Origin of the sequence: Paenibacillus sp. AR247, from assembly GCF_002968895.1 — a bacterium.
Taxonomy (GTDB): Bacteria; Bacillota; Bacilli; order Paenibacillales; family Paenibacillaceae; genus Paenibacillus_AQ; species Paenibacillus_AQ favisporus.
On record NZ_PCZT01000012.1, the window covers coordinates 54,316 to 74,413 of the forward strand.

Sequence of the window (20,098 nt, forward strand, 5' to 3'; positions counted from 1 at the left end):
GAGCATCCGGATTACACGGTAACCCGCAAGCAGGCGGATGACGTTCAGGCTGAGCTTGCAAAGCTGGATGATGCGCTGGCCAAGTCACGGGCGGAGCTTGAGTCGATCAAGGCGCGGACGCTGGCGGAATTGGGCGAGAAAAAAGCGGAAATTTTCGAGTCGCATCTGCTTATTTTAAGCGATCCGGAGCTTATTGACCCGGTGAAGGACAAAATCCGGAGCGAATCGGTCAATGCGGAATATGCCCTGGACGAGACGGCAGCGCAGTTCATCCGGATGTTCGAAAATATGAAAAGCGCTTATCTTCAGGAACGCGCCGCGGATATGCGGGACGTGACCAAGCGCATTCTGAAGCATTTGCTCGGCCTTCAATACGTGAGCACGTCGGAGATCGATGAGGAAGTCATCGTGATCGCCGAGGACCTGACTCCATCGGACACGGCGGGCTTAAACCGCAAGTTCGTGAAAGGCTTTACGACGAATATCGGCGGTCGAACGTCGCACTCGGCCATCATGGCCCGTTCGCTCGAAATTCCGGCAGTGGTCGGCACGAAAAGCGTTCTAAGCTCCGTGCAAAGCGGCGAGCTGGTGATCGTGGACGGGATTGAAGGTGATGTCATCATCCATCCGACCGAAGAGGTGATCGCCGAGTACACGGCAAAGCAGCAGGCAAAGCAGCAGGCCTATGCGAAGCAAATGGAGGAGTGGAAGCAGCTCCGTACGGAACCGACCGTCTCGAAGGACGGGGTTCATGTGGAGCTGGCGGCCAACATCGGTACGCCGAACGACGTGGCGGGCGTTCTTGACAACGGCGGCGAAGCGGTCGGATTGTACCGGACCGAGTTCCTCTATATGGGCCGCGACAAGCTGCCTTCGGAGAATGTGCAGTACAACGCCTACAAAACCGTCCTGGAGCAGATGGAAGGCAAGCCGGTGGTCGTTCGCACGCTGGACATCGGCGGAGACAAGGAGCTGCCTTACATGGACCTGCCGAAGGAGATGAATCCGTTTCTCGGATTCCGCGCGATTCGCCTCTGCCTGGACCGGCAGGACATCTTCCGGATCCAGCTGCGGGCTCTGCTGCGGGCCAGCGTGCACGGCAACCTCCGCATCATGTTCCCGATGATCGCCACGCTTGCCGAGTTCCGGGCAGCCAAGGCCGTTCTTCTGGAAGAGAAGGACAAGCTGGCGGAGGAAGGCATCGCCGTTGCGGATGACATCCAGATCGGGATCATGGTCGAAATTCCGTCGACAGCCGTCCTGGCGGACGTATTCGCCAAGGAAGTGGATTTCTTCAGCATCGGCACCAATGACCTGATCCAGTACACGATGGCGGCCGACCGGATGAACGAACAGGTATCGTACCTGTATCAGCCCTATAATCCGGCGATCCTTCGTCTTGTCAAAATGGTCATCGACGCCGCGCACCGCGAGGGCAAGTGGGTCGGCATGTGCGGCGAAATGGCCGGGGACGCCGTGGCCATCCCGATTCTGCTCGGCCTCGGGCTCGACGAGTTCAGCATGAGCGCCTCGTCCATTCTTCCGGTGCGCAGCCAGATCTCCAAGCTGTCCCGGGCGGACATGGAGCGGCTCGCCGAACAGGCGCTGCAGCTCGGCACGGCGGAGGAAGTGACGCAGCTGGTGCAGAGCCTTCAGTAGTGGATAGTTCTGCATGTAGCCAGCGGGGCTTTAGAAAGGCATCACGATTTATATCCCTTATTTACCAACTAGAGCTTAGCTAAGCTTTGCACGCATAACGCATATTTTTATCCGAGCTTGGCCGGTATTCTATAGAATGCCGGTCTTTTTTCATGTGGGTATGTCTACGGTTTACAGAAAATATATAAAAAAAGAACACCCTGAAAAGGGTGCTCTTGGGTATTCTCTCCAATATCTGAATTCGCATTGAATCCGAATTATATCGAATCCAAATCCGATAATCAGCTGCAGGCGCAGTTCAGCACCGGCTTGCGTGCCGCGGTCGTTTCGTCCAGCCGCGTCACTGGCGTATCGTATGGTGCGTTCAGCAGCAGCTCCGGCTGCTCCTCTGCTTCCTTCGCGATGCGGATCATCGTATCGATAAAGGCGTCGAGTGTGTCCTTGCTCTCTGTTTCGGTCGGTTCGATCATGATGCACTCCTCCACGTTCAGCGGGAAGTAAATGGTCGGCGGGTGATAGCCGAAATCGAGCAGGCGCTTCGCCACGTCCAGCGTACGGATGCCGTACTGCTTGAGCGGGGAGCCCGACATGACGAATTCGTGCTTGCAGACGCCCGGATACGGAATGTCGAAGTATGGCGCGAGCCGGCTCATCATATAGTTGGCGTTCAGCACGGCGCACTCCGATACGCGGCGCAGACCTTCCGGGCCGTAGCTGCGGATGTAGGTGTAAGCGCGGACGAGAATGCCGAAGTTGCCGTAGTACGCTTTGACCCGCCCGATGGACTGGTCGCTGCCGCCTTCGAGCGTATATTTGCCTTCAGCCGTTTTTGACACGAGCGGGCGGGGCAGGAACGGAATCAGGCGGCTCTTCACGCCGACCGGACCGGCTCCCGGACCGCCGCCGCCGTGCGGCGTGCTCATCGTTTTATGCAAATTCAGGTGCACGACGTCAAAGCCCATGTCTCCCGGGCGGGTGATGCCCATGATCGCGTTGGAGTTGGCTCCGTCGTAGTACAGCAGGCCCCCTGCCTCGTGGACGATGGCGGCAATTTCCTGGATCTGCTCTTCAAACAGGCCGAGCGTGTTCGGATTGGTGAGCATCAGCGCCGCGGTGTCGCTGCCGACGGCGGAACGCAGGGCGTCGAGGTCGACGAGGCCTTTGTCGGTCGACGGGATCGTAATCGTCTTCAGCCCCGCGACGGTGGCGCTGGCCGGATTGGTGCCGTGCGAGGAATCCGGCACGATGACCTTGTCGCGCTGCTCGCCGCGGCTTTCATGGTAGGCGCGGATCATCATGAGACCGGTCCATTCGCCATGCGCCCCGGCGGCCGGCTGCAGGGTCACGGCGTCCATGCCAGTCAGACCGGCCAAATCGTCCTGCAGGCGGTATAGCAGCTCAAGCGCGCCCTGAATGCTGTCCTCCGGCTGATACGGATGGATTTTGGCAAAGCCCGGATAACGGGCGACATCTTCGTTCACTTTCGGATTATATTTCATCGTGCAGGAGCCGAGCGGATAGAAGCCGTTGTCCACCCCGAAATTTCGGCGGGACAGCTCGGTATAGTGACGGATGACGTCCACTTCATACACTTCAGGCAGCGCGGCCGGCTCCGACCGCAGCATCGAGCTTGGGATCAGCTCTTCGGTTTCCTCAACAGGGACGTCAAACTCCGGTAAAGAGTAGGCAATCCGTCCGGGATGGCTCAACTCGAAAATCAACGCTTTTTCCTGAATCATATGCAGCCCTCCAGCGCTTCAGCGAATTGGTCGATCTGTTCTTTGGTGCGGCGTTCCGTGACAGCAATCAGCATATGTCCTTCCAGTTCGGAATAAGCTCTGCCGAGGTCGTAGCCGCCAAGGATGCCCTTCTGCAGCAGCTTCGCATTGACTTCGGCCACGCGGGTTCCTTCCGGCAGCTTAATGACAAATTCGTTAAAATACGGGGACGTGAACGGCATGCTTACCCCTGAAATGCTGCCCAGCCGGCGTGCGGCGTAATGGCTCTTCTGCAGATTCAGCTGGCCGACCTCGATCATGCCCTGCTTGCCCATGACCGACAAGTACACCGATGCGCAGAGGGCGAGCAGCGCCTGGTTGGAGCAGATGTTGGACGTCGCTTTCTCGCGGCGGATATGCTGCTCGCGGGCCTGCAGCGTCAGAACGAAGCCGCGCTTGCCGTTCCGGTCGACCGTCTGGCCCACGATCCGTCCGGGCATGCGGCGCATATGGTCCTGCGACACGGCAAAGAATCCGCAGGTTGGCCCGCCCAAGGAAGATGAGATGCCGAGCGGCTGCGCGTCGCCGACCACGATGTCGGCTCCGAGCTTGCCCGGCGCTTCGAGAATGCCGAGGGAGATCGGGTTGGTGCTGACGACCATCAGCCCTTTGCTGGCATGGATGAGGTCGCCGATGGCTGCCAAATCCTCGATCGCTCCGAAGAAGTTCGGGCTCTGCACGAGCACGGCGGCCGTTTGGTCGGACACGGCTTCAGCCAGCTCGGCCAGGTTGGTGACGCCGTTTGCGGAAGGGACCTCCACGACCTCGAGACCGAGCCCTTTGGCATACGTGCGGACAACCTGACGGGCCTCCGGATGCACCGTGCTGGACACGAGCAGCTGCTTGCGCTTTGTGGCGGCGCTGGCCAGGGATCCGGCTTCAGCGAGGGCGGTGGCCCCGTCATACATACTCGCATTGGCGACGGCCATGCCGGTCAGCTCGCAAATGTAAGACTGAAACTCGAAGATCGCCTGCAGCTCGCCTTGGCTGATTTCCGGCTGATACGGCGTGTAGGCCGTGTAAAATTCGGAACGGGACACGACATGGTTGATGACCGAAGGGATGTGGTGATCATAAATTCCCGCGCCCAGAAAGCTGGCATATTGGTCCGTATTGGCATTTTTAGCGGCAAGCTCCGACAAGTGCGTCGTCAGCGCGTATTCATTCAGTCCCGGGGATACGGGCAAGTCCCCTTTGAAACGGATTTCTTCAGGAATGTCCTTGAACAGGTCCTCCAGAGAGGAGACGCCGATCGTATCCAGCATTTCCTGCTGGTCCTGTTCGGTCATAGGCAGATAACGGTGTTTCAAGTGGAGTCAGCTCCTTTAGATTAGGTTGAAAATCGTATCATGCTGTTAGCCTGCTATTTATTTGCGCTCGCGTTTGTAGAAAGGAGTACTTACGACCTTGGCTTTGAGCCGCTTGCCCCGGACGTCGACTTCCACTTCGGTTCCAAGGGCGGAATAGCCGCTTTGCACGAGCGCGAGACCGAGATTACGCTTCAGCGTCGGGGACTGGGTTCCCGTCGTCACTTCGCCGATCTGCTCATCTCCCGCATATACGGGATAATGGGAGCGGGGGATGCCCCGGTCGATCATTTCGATGCCGACCAGTTTGCGCGGCACGCCGGCGTCTTTCTGCTGTTGCAGGGCCGCCTTGCCGATAAAATCGGCCGTTTTGCCCAGCTTGACGAAGAAGCCGATGCCGCCTTCGAGCGGGGAGATGTCCTTGGACAGCTCCTGTCCGTACAGAGGCAGCTTCGCTTCGAAGCGAAGCGTGTCGCGGGCGCCGAGCCCTGCCGGAATCAGGCCCGCACTCTCGCCTTGCTCGAGCAATCCGCTCCAGACCGCAGGAGCATCCTGTGCGGCAAGGTAGATCTCAAAGCCGTCTTCCCCCGTATAACCGGTGCGGGAAATCAACGTACTAGCGCCGAACAGCTTCACATTTTGGATGAAATGAAACGGGGCGAGCTGCCCCAGATCGGTATCGACGAGCGGCTGCAGCACCGCTTCAGCCTTCGGCCCCTGAAGAGCCAGCAGCGCAGTTCCATCGGACTCGTTGACCATGTTAACGCCGTCCGGCCGGTGCTCCTGAAGCCAGGCCCAATCCTTATCGATATTGGAGGCGTTCACAACCAGCATGTAGGACTCCACGCCCAACTTGTAGACGAGCAGGTCGTCTACAACGCCCCCGTCCGGATAGCACAAAGCGCTGTACTGCGCCTGACCCGGCTCGAGAACCGATACGTCATTGACGGTCACGGGTTGCTTGTGTACTGCCAATCGCCTTTGTATGTTTCACTCGTACACGTATCACCTGTTTACGCGTCCTGCAGCTCGAGCCACTGCTCATACGTCGCGTCCAGCCGTGCCTGCAGCTGCTCCCGCTCCGCATGAAGCTGCTGCAGGCGCCCCAGATCCGAGGCGGCGCTTTCCTTCAGCATGTCGGCGTCGATCTGCCCCAGACGGGCCTCAAGCTCCTTGATCGACTGCTCGAGTGAAATGGAAGCAGAGGCGTCGCTTTTCCGGGAGCGATGCCCGCCGGTATCGGGGCGCGCAGCAGCCGGCTTGGATACCGGCTCCTTGCCCTGGCTGCCGGCTTCCGCGGCCTTTGAGCCAGCCGCCTCAGACCTCCGCGCCTGCGCCGCCGTTTCGGCTTCGCTCAGCTTGCGGATTTCTTGTTTGTAATCCTCGAAGTTACCGATGAAGGAACGAACCTGCCCGTGTTCCAGACTCCAAATTCTGGCCGCCAGCCTGTTGATAAAATACCGGTCGTGGGATACGCCGAAGATGGTGCCGGGGAACTCTTCGAGCGCCTCTTCCAGCGCTTCCCTGGCGTCAATGTCCAGGTGGTTGGTCGGTTCGTCCAGAATCAGCAAATTCGGCTTCTGCTCCATCAGGATGGCGAAGCGCAGCCGCGTCCACTCCCCGCCGGAGAGGCTGCGGATGTCTTTGAATACATCGGCGCCGTAGAACAGGAATCGTGCCAGCCGGCCGCGGGCTTCACCTTCCTCGATGCCGGCCTGCTCCCGGTAGTACTGAAGCACGTTCTGCTTGACGGATTCAGGCGTTTCCTCCTGCGCGAGGTAACCGATGCTGACGCGCGAGCCGACGGCCACGCTCCCCTCAGTCGGTTCGAGCTCGCCCAGGGCCAGCTTGATTAGCGTACTCTTGCCGCTTCCGTTGCCACCGAGCAGCATGACGGTTTCCCCGTACCGGAGCGTTTCGTTTACGCCTTTGAACAAAGTGCGCGTGCCGTACGATTTACCCAGCTCCTCGAACAGGAGCACCTGCTTGCCGGAGCGGTCTTCCTGCTGCAGCGACAAATCCATCGTCTTTCGTTCAAGCACCGGCCGCTTCAGCTTCACCATACGGTCGAGCGCCTTCTGCATGGAGGCGGCACGGCGGTGGAACCCGGCGTTCGGCGGGTTGGACCGGTTGCCCCACTCGATCAGCTGCTTGATGCTTTCCTGCATCTTTTTAATTTTTTCTGCTGTTCCTGGTAATCGGCAAACTGCTGCAGGAGCCGCTCTTCCTTTTCCTTCTGGTAACCGCTATAGTCGGTGTGGTAGGTAAAAGCTTCCCCGTCTTCAATCTCGACCACCTTGGTCACGAGCTTGTCGAGAAAGTAACGGTCATGCGATATCGTAAGCACGGTGCCGCGGTATTCCTTCAGGAACTGCTCCAGCCATTCGATCGCCGCCATGTCCAAGTGGTTGGTCGGTTCGTCCAGCAGCAGCACATCAGGCTGCTCAAGCAGCAGGGAGGCGAGCCCGACTTTGGTCTTCTCTCCTCCGGAGAGGGAGGCGAAGGGGCGGCTGTACTGGCCCGCGGGGATGCCAAGGCCGCCGGCGATGCGGTCAATGGTCGCTTCCATTTCATAACCGCCGGCCGCTTCAAAGCTTTCCTGCAGTCTGCCGTATTCGGCGAGCCACTGCTCCGGCTCTTTGCCGCCGGAAGCGGAGGAGCCGGACATCAGCGCCTCCAGCTCACGCATCCGCCGCTGCCACTCAAGCGGCGCCGCAAAGGCGCGCAGCAGGATGTCATATACCGTTTCGCCGTCTCCGGCTTGGGGAATTTGGGCGAGGAAGCCAAGCTTGGCGCCCCGCGAAATGGAGATTTCGCCTTGGTCCGGCTTATCTCCGCCGTTCAGCAAGTGGAGCATCGTCGTTTTTCCGCAGCCGTTGCGGCCGATCAGGGCGGCTTTTTCTCCTTCGCGGATTTCAAAGGATACATCGGACAGAACGAGCTGGGCACCATGGTATTTTTGTATGTTTTTGCATTGAATCATCATCGTAATTTCCTCCATAGATGCCGCATCTACAGAAAAAAACCGCAGGGAAATGTCCCTGCGGCTTGAACGTTCAACGCTTATCCGTTGAAGTTAAGGTAGGAGCGGCATTTCGCAATTTTGTAAAACAACCGGATTGTTAAAAATGGACAGACGGATCCCGTTAACGGGAACTCTGTAAAAAATGCCGGACAAAATCATCGGCAGTTGATTGATCCGGTCGTTTCCAAAATTGCGTACCACTTCTACCTCACCTCCCTGTTAAAAAAAGTTAGCTTTATTGTATCCACAACGAGTGCTAAAAGCAAGCAATGATGAAACATTTTATGAAAATGGCCATATAACCCTGATCAGAACCATCAGCAGGTTTGGAGGTGTGGTCCCAATTCGGCTTCGGGCTGTCGAAGGGGTGTCGGTGTTTTACGGCTGATTTGTAATAACGGGACGGGCATTTATCTCCAGACCGGCATTATAATACAATAAGATGCAGTGGTTGAAACGAGTGGAGGGCCCCATGAAGAAAAAATAATGTTTACCGGCGGAGGGTCCGCCGGACATGTCACGGTCAACCTGGCGCTGATCCCGCTGTTTCGGCAGGAAGGCTGGGCGGTGGAATACATAGGCTCGGTCAATGGGATCGAGCGGGAGCTGGTGTCGGCACTGCCGGACGTGGCGTATTTTCCGATATCGACAGGCAAGCTGCGCCGGTATTTGGACTGGCAAAACGCCAAGGATCCGTTCCGGATCGCCAAGGGCGTCTATCAGGCGTACCGTCTCATCCGCCGCCGGAAACCGGATATTGTATTTTCCAAAGGCGGGTTCGTATCGGTGCCCGTCGTCATCGGTGCCTGGCTGAACCGGGTGCCGGTTATCATTCATGAGTCGGACATCACGCCGGGGCTGGCCAACCGAATTGCCATCCCGATGGCTGAAGCGGTGTGCACGACGTTCCCGGAAGCGGCTGCCCATATCGGCAAGGGCAAGGGCCGCCATGTCGGCGCCGTCATCCGGAATGAGCTGAAACAGGGCAGCGCTGCCGCCGGACGGAAGCTGTGCGGGTTCACCCCGGGGAAGCCCGTTCTGCTGGTGATGGGCGGCAGTCTTGGCGCGCAGAGCATTAACCGGGCGGTGCGCCAGGCGCTGCCTGAGCTGACGGAAGCTTTTCAAGTCGTGCACTTATGCGGGAAAGGGCAGCTCGATCCGGCGCTGACAGATCCCGGCTATTGTCAATTCGAATACATTCGCGATGAACTGCCGGATGTGCTGGCGATGTCGGACCTGGTGATCACCCGTGCCGGCTCCAATTCGATCTTTGAGTTTCTTTCTTTGCGCAAGCCGATGCTTCTCATCCCATTGACCCGGCAGCAAAGCCGGGGCGATCAAATCCTTAACGCGCATTCGTTCGAAAAAGCGGGTTATGCCGAAGTGCTGGAAGAGGAAGGTCTGTCTCCGCAAACGCTGCTCGAGCGGGTTCGGGCACTGCATGCCCATCGGGATGCCTACGTATCGGCCATGGCGAGCGGCCAAAAGACGGACGCGCTTGCGGAAGTATTCAAGCTGATCAAAGAAACCGCAAAAGGCCGTTAAAGATCGTCTGCACCAAGAAAAGGAACCTTATTTTACCTGAATGGATAGAGAACAAGAGTTCCTAATTTTTCGCTTTCCTGAGCCGAACTATGGTATATTGAATACACGAGATTTTAGGACAGGAGACCGGAAAGGACGGAAGACATGCTGGCGTTTACTTCGCAAAGAATCAGATCATTATGCGGCGCATCCGCCTTTAAACGGGGTGAGGAATACTGCGCTTACGGTCAGGTCATGATCGTGGAACGCGATGAAGATAACCGTTACATTGAAGCGGTAGTGCAGGATGAGGATATATACCGGGTGGAGGTCGATATCGACGGAGCGGATTTCAGCGCAACCTGCCATTGTGCGGGCTTCGGCGGATATTATCCTTACTGCAAGCATATCGCTGGCGTCTTGATCTATCTGCTGGAAGAAGAAAAGGGCGGGGCGGACCGGCTGCAGCCGCGGGGGGAGGTCGTCCCGATTCCGACGCCCGCGGTTTCCTCCAGGGACGTGCGGCTCACCAGCGGACTGATCGAGCTGTTTGAGCAGATGGCGGACAGCGAACGGCTGAAGACCGGCCAAAAAGCGGCGAGCGTGCTTAAGGAAACGCTGGCTGTGGAATGGACCTGCAAAGTGACGGACGAGTATCAGCCGGAACCGAAGTTCCGGATCGAGATGAAGGTCGGACCGAACCGGCTATACGTCGTGCAAAATATCAGGCAGTTTCTGCTTCACATCGAGGAAGGGAGAAGCCTGCCTTTTACCAAGCTGTTCACATACAGCCCTAAGCAGCATACGTTCCGGCCGGAGGACTGGGCAGTCATCGACATGCTGATCCGGATTTGCGGAAGCGAGTTCGCGTATGATGAAGCAGGCCGCTCCATTCCTGGCTTCGCAGCCTCGGGCAGCCAGCGGATGCTGACGATCCCGCCGCTGGGCTGGAACGAGCTGCTGCCTTTGCTGGTCAAGGCCGGGGCCGCGATGGAGCGCGAGTATGCTTCGCCTCAGCCAATTCAGCTGGGTGAAGGCCAGATACCGCTGTCGTTCCATGTGGGAAGCATCGATAGCGGCGACGCCTATCACCTGGAAATCAACGGGCTGAAGCGGGTCGTCGTGATGACCGCGTACGGCTGCGCAGCTGTTGACGGCACGATATACCGGCTGCCGGTGCGCGACCTGCTCCTGATGTCAGAGATGAAAACCTTGATATACCGCTATGATCATAAGCGGATTAACATATCACCGCACCAGATGGACGCACTGATGGAGAAAGTGGTTCCCGGCTTGCGGCGCATTGGGAAGGTCGGCATGGACGCCAGCGTCCGGGATCAGCTGGTGCAGCCGGACCTCGTGGCCAAGCTGTATTTGGACCGGGACGAAACCGAGCTGACCGCAAGGCTGGAATTCGTGTACGACGGGGTTGTGATCGACGCATTTGCCGATACAGATGCCCGGAAGGACGGCGATTTTATTCTGGTCCGGGATACCGGTAAGGAGCGGCGGATGATCGAGGCGTTGAAAGGAACGGACTTTGTGCAGAGCGGACGCGAAATGGTGCTGGACCTGTCGGAAGAAGACAGCGTATACGACATCCTGTTTCATTTGCTTCCCAAGCTGGAGAAATGGGTCCAAGTATACGCCACTCCCGCCGTCAAGCAGCTGATGCACAATCCGAACAAGCCTCCGAAAATCAAGGCGGACACGGACCATACGACCAACTGGCTCGAGATCAACTTTGAGCTGGACCATGTGAGCGACAAAGAAATCCGCAAGCTGCTGCTGAGTGTGATCGAGAAGCGGAAGTATTACCGTCTACCCGGCGGTGCGTATGTGTCCCTGGAAAAGGAAGCCTTCCAAACCTTCGGCGAGCTGTATGACGAGCTCGGGATGAAAAAAGGCGATATTACCGGCAGCCGCATCCATCTTCCTCTGGTCAAGGGTCTGCAGCTTCGTGACAAGGAAGGCCGGGCTTATGGGGTCCAGATGGGGAAATCGCTGCGGCAGCTGATTGATCATATGACGCATCCCGAGCAGATGGACTTCGATGTTCCTGAGGAGCTTGCCGACGTGATCAGGGATTACCAGCGGGACGGCTTTCAGTGGCTGAAGACGCTCGGCCATTACCGGTTCGGCGGGATTCCTGGCCGACGACATGGGGCTGGGCAAAACGCTGCAAAGCATTGCCTACATTGTGTCCGAACGCAGGGAGAAGGAAGGCGGGCACCTTCCGGTCCTGATCGTATCCCCCGCATCGCTCGTATATAACTGGGAGAACGAGTTTCAGAAATTCGCTCCGTCCGTTCAGGTTCATGTGGCTCTGGGCGCGCGGAAGGAGCGCAGCGACTCCCTGCTTCGCATAGCGGCTGCGGGCGCAGAAACCGAATCTCCGAACAGCCTTGCTGCGCAGCAGGCGGACGTAATTATTACCTCCTATCCGTCCCTGCGCAAGGATATCCGGCTGTACCGGGAGATGGGCTTCAGCACCCTGTTTCTTGACGAAGCCCAGATGATCAAAAATTACGCGACGCAGACCGCTCAAGCGGTGCGGGAAATCCGTGCGGAGCGGCGGTTTGCGCTGACGGGCACGCCGATCGAAAACGCGGTGGATGAGCTGTGGTCGATTTTCGAGGCGGTATTCCCGGGTCTTTTTACGGGTCAGAAAGCTTTCCGCGGCCTGACCCGCGGCCAGATCTCCCGAATTGTGCAGCCGTTCATTTTACGCCGGTTAAGGGCCGATGTGCTGGACGAGCTGCCGGAACGGATCGAGACGGTTCAGCGCTCGGAGCTCAGCCTTGAGCAGAAGAAGCTGTACGCCGCTTACCTCGAGGAATTCAAGGAAGAGACGATCCGTGACCTGGAGATGGAGGGGTTCCAGAAGAGCCGGATGAAAATATTGGCCGGCATCACGAGGCTACGTCAGCTGTGCTGCCATCCCTCGCTGTTTGTGGACGGGTACGAAGGTCCGGCCGGCAAGCTCTCCCAACTGCTGGAAGTAGTCGACGAATGCCTCAGCAGCGGGCGGCGGATCCTGATCTTTTCCCAGTTTACGAGCATGCTCCGGATCATCCGCAGCGAGCTGGCCCAGCGGGGGATTCCGGTCTTTTATCTGGACGGGCAGACTCCGGCCAAGGAGAGGGTGGACACCTGCTCGCGGTTTAACCAGGGAGAGAACGACGTATTCCTGATCTCACTCAAAGCGGGCGGGACAGGGCTGAACTTGACCGGAGCGGACACGGTCATCCTGTACGACTTATGGTGGAATCCGGCGGTGGAAGAGCAGGCCGCGGGACGCGCCCACCGGATGGGGCAGAAAAACGTGGTTCAGGTTATTCGCCTGGTGACGAAGGGAACCGTGGAGGAAAAGATGCTGGAGCTGCAGCAGCGGAAGAAGGATTTGATCCGCGAAGTGATGGAGTCGGCGGATGACGCGGTCACGACCTTGACTGAGCAGGAAATCCGCGAGCTGCTTGCCTTATAGAGAGTCATTTTTATTCATGGAAGTACCGTGAACCGGACCTTGGAGGGGCCGGTTTTTTTCTTGTCCAGCTGCGAGAACGGGCCGAGCTCCATTTGATCCCGATAAATTTTCATGAAAAGGATGCAGGAATATGAACGGCAATGGCGAAATTTACCTCTATGCTTTAGTATAAATGACCTATTACTTGTGATCCATTCACGGACTTGGGAATGAGGAGAAGAATGTATGCGAAATCGATACAATTACGGTATCCTAACCAATTCAGGGCCTCATCTGTACAGCATGGATACAGGGGGAAGCCGCGAACAGGGCGCAGATTCTCCGCCTGTCAGCGGATATATGCCTCGCGACGACAATGCGGCTGCTTCAGCGGCAGCAGACTCTATAGCCTCTCTTTTTTCTACCACACCGACCTACAGCAGCGCTTATCTTAAGCGCCGTGAACTTATAAACCGGCAGCAGGGGCACACCGCTTGGAACGAGGCGGAAAAATTAGCGTTTGAGGCCGATTGGTACGACAATCAGCTGGAGTGGATCGCGACGATCGATCAAACTTACGGGGAGCCGGTGTTCTGGGATGTTCTTGCCGCCATGGCTCCTCCGTTCCCGAGAGGGGAACAGGGACCGAAAGAGAAGCTGGCTGAGGAGAATTTGGCTGCGTTCCAGCCGACCCGTATCCAGAAGCTCCTCAAGCAGGACGCCATGATCCGGGAGGAGCTCGAAAGGCAGGTTCAGCTGGCCCGGGAAGAGGATCGTAAAGACTATCTGGCATGGAAAGCAGCCAACGATTTTGCGCACGACATCCTTGACGGCAACCGTACCGCCTATTTGCGGGTTCTGGAAGAGATGGCCCCGCTGCAGGAATTGACGATGCTGGGGAGCGGCCTCGAGTTCAGCGTCCGAAGCAGCTCCGAAGTGGAAGTGGAACTGGATGTCAATTCCCAGCAGGTGATCCCACGCGAGGCGAAAGTCCGCACCGAAGCAGGGGTAGCTTCGCCTGAACTGTCCGTCCCCAAACGCAATGACCTGGAGCTGAAATACATCTGCGGCTCTGTCCTCCGGATTGCAGGCGAGCTGTTTGCCCTGCTCCCGCTGGAGTCGGTCGTCGTGCAGGCGAGGGACACCAAACTGAACGGAAAGACCGGGCAGGAGGAGTACATTACGGTGCTGTCGATCCGCATCGAGCGGAAATTTTTTGCCGGCTATCATGCAGGACGTGAACGCTGCCTGGAAGCACTAATGCACTGCTCTCACCGGATCGAGTACGATCCCGGTACTGGTTTTGAACCGGTTGACGACCTTCTGTAATCAGCATGTTCATGCTGTAGACTCCCTTTGGGTGACCGACCTTTTGTGTCGGTTGATCATCCGAGGCAGTCTTTTTAGGTTAAACGCATAAAATGAGCGCTCTGTCCTCCAATGAACACATACCGGAAGACGCTGAAAGTATGCGACGGAAGACGTATTTTCCAACAATAAATGGCGAAAAAACTCATATTTTGGTACCATATGCACTTGTTTTCCACTAGGGGGCATTTGTTAATATAATAGAAAACGTCTATGGCAGCCGCTGTAACCCGGAGAATACAGCTCTTTGAATGACAGGGAAGCGGCATTTTGAATCTGTGCATAGTCAGTAGAGAGAGCAAGAAGTATGGAGATGGGAGTGAGCGCATGAGGAGATGGTGGCTACTGCTGGGCAGCCTAGTCCTGGTCCTTGGGATAACCGGCTGCGGAGACAAGAAGAGCTACTCGATGGACCGCGTGGAATCTAGGGCTTACCTCGGGCCGGATGGAGACTTGTATGTCGAAGAACTGTTTACGTATACCTTTAAGGGCAGCTTTAACGGAATGACGCGTGCGATTGATCGGGCGGATCAGAAGGGGGTTGAATTTTTTGAAGCTTATGTACCCCCGGAACATCCGAAGCTAGGCAGTTTCTCCTACGAAAACTTGCAGCGGCTGGATGTCCAATGGGACGACGACAATGATACGTATTACATATACGATGCCGCGCAGAACGAAACGAAACAGGTCTATTACCGCTACCGGATTGACCATGCGGCGGTCAGGTATGGCGAAACGGGCAAGCTGGAATGGAGCTTCTTCAAAAATAACCAAGAGGATCTTCACCAGGTGTCCGTCGACTTGTTTATGCCCGGCGATTATAAGGACGGAGACGTTCATGCCTATTTGCATGACCGTTCGGGCGGGAAGATTACAAGCGAAGGGCCTCCAGCGGTTCACTATGAAACCGATGATTTGAAGAGTGATGGCACGGCGCATATGGTGGTCTATTTTCCACCGGATCAGTTATCCCAAATGACGGCTTCCGAGGAACAGCTTTCTTTGCAAAAGCAGCTGTCTGCCGAGCAGAAATACCAGGACCGGCTTGCCGCCCGTGACGTTCGAATGAACGCCATCCGTCCGGTTGTGCAAGTCGGCATGGCTGTTTTCATTGTAGGTGCGCTGCTGTACGCTTTGTCGTGGAGAAAAATTTCGGCCTGGCTGCGGCGCGGGGATGTCACCCGGCAGGACATCGATGAAGCGGATCCGCTGCTTCTCATGTATATGCTGCGCAAAGGCCGGTTAAAAAGGGAAGACTTCATGGCCGGATTGTTATCGCTGCGGCAGAAGGGTTACGTGACCGTGAAGCAGGTCCCAGCTTCCAAACGCTTCCAGGAAGAGCCGACGGCTCCCGAATTCACGCTGCTGTTCACCTTTACGGGCAGGATGGACCAGCTCAACCCGGCGGAGAAGCATCTTGTCGGCTGGCTGTTCGAAGAAATCAACGGCAGTCTGATCTTCAAGCTGGATTCCTTGGCGGGACCAACGTTTAAGGAGCGGCAGAGCGCAAGGATCGTCAAGCAGTACCGTGCAAAGTCGGTTAAGCATGCCGACCGGCTGATGAAGTGGATCAGGCTGCTGTCGCGTACCCAGCCTTATTCGGGGCAGGTCCGGCCCAATCCGCTGCTGAAGCTGTTCATTCCGCTGACGGCTGCGGTGAATTACGGCCTGTTGCTGTATCTGCTGTACACCGACGCGGCGTCCACGCTCATGATCGTGCTAACCGCCGTGCTGCTTGGTGCCGGAGGGGTATGGGCGTCCATCCGTTTCCGGAATAAGCTGTGGATCTTCCTGTATCTGCTCACATGCTTTATTATGGGCTCCCAAATCGTGCATGATATTTCGGGCGACTATCTGATCCTGACGGTATGTTCCGCTCTGTTTGTATGGAGCATTCCCGTTCATGTGCTGTCCTGGGAGACGCATCGCTATCGTTATGCACTCAAGGCACTTCGGAGTACGCTCGGAAAAGGAGAGATGTCCTACGCAGGTGAACCGCTGGAAACAGAGCAGGCCGCGGAGTATGCCGCCCTGCTTGGGACCGTTCCACGGTACATTAAACACCGTAAGCAGCCCGGGACGTCAGGCGCCGCCTTGGCCGCAGCCGTGCCCGCATTATTCAGCGTGGAAATTATGGAATCCTTGAATTATACGCAAAATCACCTGCTCCTGAAGCCGATGGGCGTCGGAGGAAGCAGCAGCAGTTCCTCGTCAAGCTTCAGTGACGGCGGGGGAGGAGGCGGAGGCGGGGGAACCGGCGCGTTCTAGCTTACGCCAAATCGTCCAACTGCACCGCCCAAGGAATAACGAACGATAACGATTGAGATGACCACGTAAATCCGCAGCAGCCCGTTCCCTGGCATTTGAGGGACGGGCTGTTTTTATGCCTGGAGGATGGAAGAAAGCGGCTTTCCGCCCGCCACGTATTAACAAAAAAAACGGCAAGCTCCTCTCAGAGAGAGAGGAACTGCCGTTTATTTGGATAGCTGTACCCGATCAGTTGGTCTTGGCTGCCATGATGACGTCCCGGCACTCGTCGGAGCAGAAGGACTGATGGATCTCTTCGCACTCTTCGCAGCAAACATGCTGTTTGTTGCAGGTCGGGTTGGCGCAGTTGATATAGCGGTCATGCGTTTTGCCGCAGTGGATGCACTTGGCGATCACGACATCTTCTTCCGTACGGTTGATCGGCACCGAAATGCGCTCGTCAAAGACGTAGCATTTGCCGTCCCACAAATGTCCTTTGACTTTAGGGTCCTTGCCGTATGTTACGATGCCGCCCTCAAGCTGGGCAACATCCTGAAAGCCTTCTTTGATCATGAAGCCGGTCAGCTTCTCGCAGCGGATGCCGCCAGTGCAGTAGGTCAGAATTTTCTTGTCCTTGAACTGGCTCATATTGTTGCGAATCCATTCCGGAAATTCGCGGAACGACTCGACATCCGGACGGATGGCGCCGCGGAAATGTCCGATTTCGTATTCATAGTTGTTGCGGCCGTCCAGGACGATGACGTCATCCTGCTGAAGCAGCTCATGGAACTCTTCCGGAGACAGACGCTTCCCGCCGATGACGTTGGGATCAAGCGGCTCATCGTAACGGAACGTGACGAGCTCTTTCTTGTGACGGACAAAAATTTTCTTGAACGCATGGCCTTCCGACTCATCGATCTTGAAGACGATATCAGAGAACAGCGGATTCGCTTTCATGTCGTTCATATACTTCTCGGTTTGTTCCACGGTGCCGGACAGCGTGCCGTTGATGCCTTCAGAGGCGATCAGAATGCGGCCTTTGACGCCCAGATCTTTGCAGTACTGCAGATGCTCCGCAGTGAACTGCTCAGGATCAGGGATGTTGACGAATTTATAATATAACAAAATACGGTATTCTTGCTTCGTTGTCATTGCTTCTTCACCTGTTCTTGTAAATTTACCTTATATATTGTAGATGAATAGGGCATACATAGTCAACTTGAAAGTATAGTAAGTAACCAGAGGATTCCTAATAGCTTAGCTGAAAGACGCAATTTCGATGCAGCCTATAGATGAGAATGAATCCGAGAAATACTGGAAAATGCTCCGTCTGCTCGCGCAAATTTAGAGGGCGGCAATCCTTCTCGTTGGAGGAATAAAAAACCAAATATTATATTGCGTATCGTAACGGTATATGATATTATGGATTCACGGATCCGAATCAGCCGAAGATAGAAGGTGCCTACTCTTAAAGAACGACGCGGCAGCGTCGGATATCCGGAAATCCGATACGGCTGTCCATGGAGTAAGCTTTCCTTCGGCATGATAAGCCATCTTGAGTTTAACCGTATTCAGCAGCGCCGCGTAATACGACAAATCAAGCATGCAAAGGAGATGTTCTCTTATGAAAAAAGTGCTTTATGTGCCGCTGGACGACCGTCCTGCCAATTTGGATGATGTTATCGTGCAAGGGAGATCCGCCGGGATCCAGCTGATTGTCCCCGACCGGGAGGATATTGCCAATCGCCTCGATTCCAAGGCCGTGGCCGAAGACGGCCAACTGGTGAGCACTTCATCGCCAACGTACGGAAAGACGCGAAATATCCGCCGATTTATTAGGGAACACGCCGCTCAGGCAGACGGATTTATCATTTCGACGGATATGCTGGCCTACGGCGGGTTAATCGGCAGCAGACGGCTTCGTCCAAGCGCTGGCGGCGCCTACCCTGATTACGACCCCGAGACTACCAAACTGCTGGACGTCGTTCGGGAAGTGAAGCGGGCTTACCCGCGTAAGCCAGTCTATGTGCTGGATACGATTATGCGGCTGGCGACCACCGTGTTTGTGGAAGGCTTGACCCAGGCTGCATACGATGAAGCGAGAGCCTTTGCCCAGCAGCCGCGGGCGGTCGCAACCACGTTCGAGGGCATTTTGGAAGGGTATGACACGAAACCCGATGGCACTTCGTTCGGAGAGCCTACCCTTTTTGACAAAGAGCAGTACTATAATGCCAGAAGGCATAAATTCAAGACCAACCGATATATCATTGAACGGCTCGTCCGTGAAGGATACGTGGATTTTCTCGCAGTGGGGGTGGATGACTCCTATACCCAGGGAGTACAGGCCAACGAAATTGCTTACCTGGAAGCCTTTGTGAATGAGCATTTGGGCGGCACCGGCGGCCAGAATCCGGACAAAGCGATTATTCTCCCCGATGCCGATGCGCTGGGATACTCGCTGCTGGGCCGGATGGCGAAGGAGCTTCACCGGTACAGCTCCCGTCCGAAATACGGCGTCAAATATTTTGGGCCGGACGGGTCGACCATCGTCAATCCTTACGAGTATATGAGCGTGCACGATAATATCCGGCATCATGTGGACATCGTCGGCGGGGAGTTCGTTGACACGGCAGCCTATGATATCGAAATCGTGGCGGTTACCAGCGCCAGCGAGATCGGTGCCGCCGTGAGCCGGATGGAAGCGAACAGCGCCGGACGGATCCCGACGCTTGTGATAGATTTTGTCGGGGGAGGTGCCGCCGATGCGACCGTAACCGAAGCGCTGCTCGACAGCGTGTCCACCGGACAGCTTCTGGGATACAGCGCGTGGAACACGGCCGGCAACAAAATCGGCATGGCCCTCGGCATGGCCCAAGCCCGATTCGTATACCTTGGCACGGAGAAGCGGCCGCCGGCGCTGCAAGAGGCAGTGAATGCGCACGGATCGCTGCTGTTCAAGCGATTCCTCAAGGACTACTACTATAAGAAGATCACGATTGCCGAAATTCGAGCGTACTCGCGGGCACACACCCTATACTCCAACGTACCGTATGCGGACCAAAACATTCGCCTGTTCAACTCGCCGGAAGACTATAAGGTTCTGGTCGAGATGCTTCGCGAACGCATGCAGGCGAACACGAAGACGCTGGCTGCCAGAAAGGCATTCGAGCTCGGCGAGTCGCAGAACGTGTGGCGGATCAATCCGTCCGGATGGTCGTTTGCGACGTATGCTTGCGCGTCTCTGGACTACGACAATCCGGCATTCATTTGGGAGCGGGCGTTTGAGATTACGCTGGGGCCGGAAGTGACGCTGAAAGAGTGCTAGGGCGGGAAGCGACTGGCGGCTCGTGGTGGCTGCCGGCATCCGGTGCCTGCGCGAGCACGGATACAACCGCATAGCTTGCTGACGTGCAGGACAAAAACAAAGCCCGGGGATTCCGGGCTTTTTTCTGTACGGCTGTGAGCGATGTAACCCGGCAACCCGGGATCACTTGATGGCCCCGGCCGTTATTCCGCTGGCGATCTGCCGCTGGAAGAACATGTACATGATCAGGACGGGGACGATGGTGATGAGCAGACCGGCGAAAAGGGGGCCCCATTCGGTACGGTACTGCATCTGGGCCTGCATCATTGCGATGCCGACGGGCAGGGTATAGTGCTTCGGATCGTTGACCAGAATCGTGCCGATAATGTATTCGTTCCAGATGTTAAGGACGTTGACGAT

General features: G+C 56.5%; 14 protein-coding genes and 1 pseudogene. 7 read left to right on the plus strand and 8 right to left on the minus strand.

The genetic code is table 11. The features are described from left to right. Positions 1-1,659, plus strand: a 1,659-nt coding sequence (gene ptsP / locus CPT76_RS21575; RefSeq protein WP_105444426.1) for a phosphoenolpyruvate--protein phosphotransferase, incomplete at its 5' end; no start/stop codon positions are given. 281 nt (positions 1,660-1,940) lie between these two features. Here ptsP and gcvPB read toward each other — a convergent pair. The 6 genes from gcvPB to CPT76_RS41620 all read right to left on the minus strand — a co-directional run bounded on the left by gcvPB (position 1,941) and on the right by CPT76_RS41620 (position 7,970). Further along, positions 1,941-3,398 (minus strand): aminomethyl-transferring glycine dehydrogenase subunit GcvPB, encoded by a 1,458-nt coding sequence (gene gcvPB / locus CPT76_RS21580; protein ID WP_105444427.1) that lies wholly within the window; start codon positions 3,396-3,398, stop codon positions 1,941-1,943. Beyond that, a complete protein-coding gene (gcvPA, locus tag CPT76_RS21585) occupies positions 3,395-4,747 on the minus strand; it encodes an aminomethyl-transferring glycine dehydrogenase subunit GcvPA (RefSeq protein WP_181152990.1) in 1,353 nt (450 codons plus the stop codon). Before gcvPA ends, gcvPB begins: the two co-directional genes overlap by 4 nt. A 57-nt stretch (positions 4,748-4,804) precedes the next feature. Continuing rightward, on the minus strand, positions 4,805-5,719 hold the full coding sequence (gcvT, locus tag CPT76_RS21590) for a glycine cleavage system aminomethyltransferase GcvT (RefSeq protein ID WP_258168726.1): 915 nt from the start codon (positions 5,717-5,719) through the stop codon (positions 4,805-4,807). Positions 5,720-5,757: 38 nt separating this feature from the next. Next, positions 5,758-6,912 (minus strand): ATP-binding cassette domain-containing protein, encoded by a 1,155-nt coding sequence (locus CPT76_RS41610; protein ID WP_308737652.1) that lies wholly within the window; start codon positions 6,910-6,912, stop codon positions 5,758-5,760. Beyond that, positions 6,888-7,730, minus strand: coding sequence for an ABC-F family ATP-binding cassette domain-containing protein (locus tag CPT76_RS41615; protein ID WP_308737653.1), 843 nt, complete (start codon positions 7,728-7,730; stop codon positions 6,888-6,890). The genes CPT76_RS41610 and CPT76_RS41615 overlap by 25 nt, the downstream gene beginning before the upstream one ends. Before the next feature lie 90 nt (positions 7,731-7,820). Next, positions 7,821-7,970 (minus strand): RAxF-45 family protein, encoded by a 150-nt coding sequence (locus CPT76_RS41620; RefSeq protein WP_279628456.1) that lies wholly within the window; start codon positions 7,968-7,970, stop codon positions 7,821-7,823. 285 nt (positions 7,971-8,255) lie between these two features. On the opposite strand from CPT76_RS41620, the gene CPT76_RS21600 reads away from it, so the two are divergent. The 5 genes from CPT76_RS21600 (at position 8,256) to CPT76_RS21620 (ending at position 16,395) form a co-directional block, all read left to right on the plus strand. Then, the gene (locus CPT76_RS21600) at positions 8,256-9,314 is read left to right on the plus strand and encodes an undecaprenyldiphospho-muramoylpentapeptide beta-N-acetylglucosaminyltransferase (protein WP_105444429.1); all 1,059 of its coding nucleotides are present in this window, start codon (positions 8,256-8,258) and stop codon (positions 9,312-9,314) included. A gap of 144 nt (positions 9,315-9,458) precedes the next feature. Beyond that, positions 9,459-11,567 carry an SNF2 helicase associated domain-containing protein gene (locus CPT76_RS21605; protein ID WP_105444430.1) on the plus strand — a complete coding sequence of 703 codons (2,109 nt, stop codon included), beginning with the start codon at positions 9,459-9,461 and terminating at the stop codon, positions 11,565-11,567. Further along, positions 11,455-12,780 carry a DEAD/DEAH box helicase gene (locus CPT76_RS21610; protein WP_105444707.1) on the plus strand — a complete coding sequence of 442 codons (1,326 nt, stop codon included), beginning with the start codon at positions 11,455-11,457 and terminating at the stop codon, positions 12,778-12,780. Before CPT76_RS21605 ends, CPT76_RS21610 begins: the two co-directional genes overlap by 113 nt. Before the next feature lie 225 nt (positions 12,781-13,005). Beyond that, entirely contained in the window at positions 13,006-14,088 is a 1,083-nt protein-coding gene (locus CPT76_RS21615; RefSeq protein ID WP_105444431.1) for a hypothetical protein, read from the plus strand. A gap of 366 nt (positions 14,089-14,454) precedes the next feature. Then, positions 14,455-16,395 carry a DUF2207 domain-containing protein gene (locus CPT76_RS21620; protein ID WP_105444432.1) on the plus strand — a complete coding sequence of 647 codons (1,941 nt, stop codon included), beginning with the start codon at positions 14,455-14,457 and terminating at the stop codon, positions 16,393-16,395. Positions 16,396-16,623: 228 nt separating this feature from the next. On the opposite strand, the gene trhO is transcribed toward CPT76_RS21620, so the two are convergent. Further along, the gene (gene trhO, locus CPT76_RS21625) at positions 16,624-17,526 is read right to left on the minus strand and encodes an oxygen-dependent tRNA uridine(34) hydroxylase TrhO (protein WP_105444433.1); all 903 of its coding nucleotides are present in this window, start codon (positions 17,524-17,526) and stop codon (positions 16,624-16,626) included. A gap of 472 nt (positions 17,527-17,998) precedes the next feature. Between trhO and CPT76_RS21630 the strand changes: the two genes are divergently transcribed. Continuing rightward, a complete protein-coding gene (locus CPT76_RS21630) occupies positions 17,999-19,699 on the plus strand; it encodes a DUF4127 family protein (protein ID WP_105444434.1) in 1,701 nt (566 codons plus the stop codon). Positions 19,700-19,861: 162 nt separating this feature from the next. On the opposite strand, the pseudogene CPT76_RS21635 reads toward CPT76_RS21630, so the two are convergent. Then, a pseudogene (locus CPT76_RS21635) lies at positions 19,862-20,098 on the minus strand (carbohydrate ABC transporter permease); the annotation flags it as partial.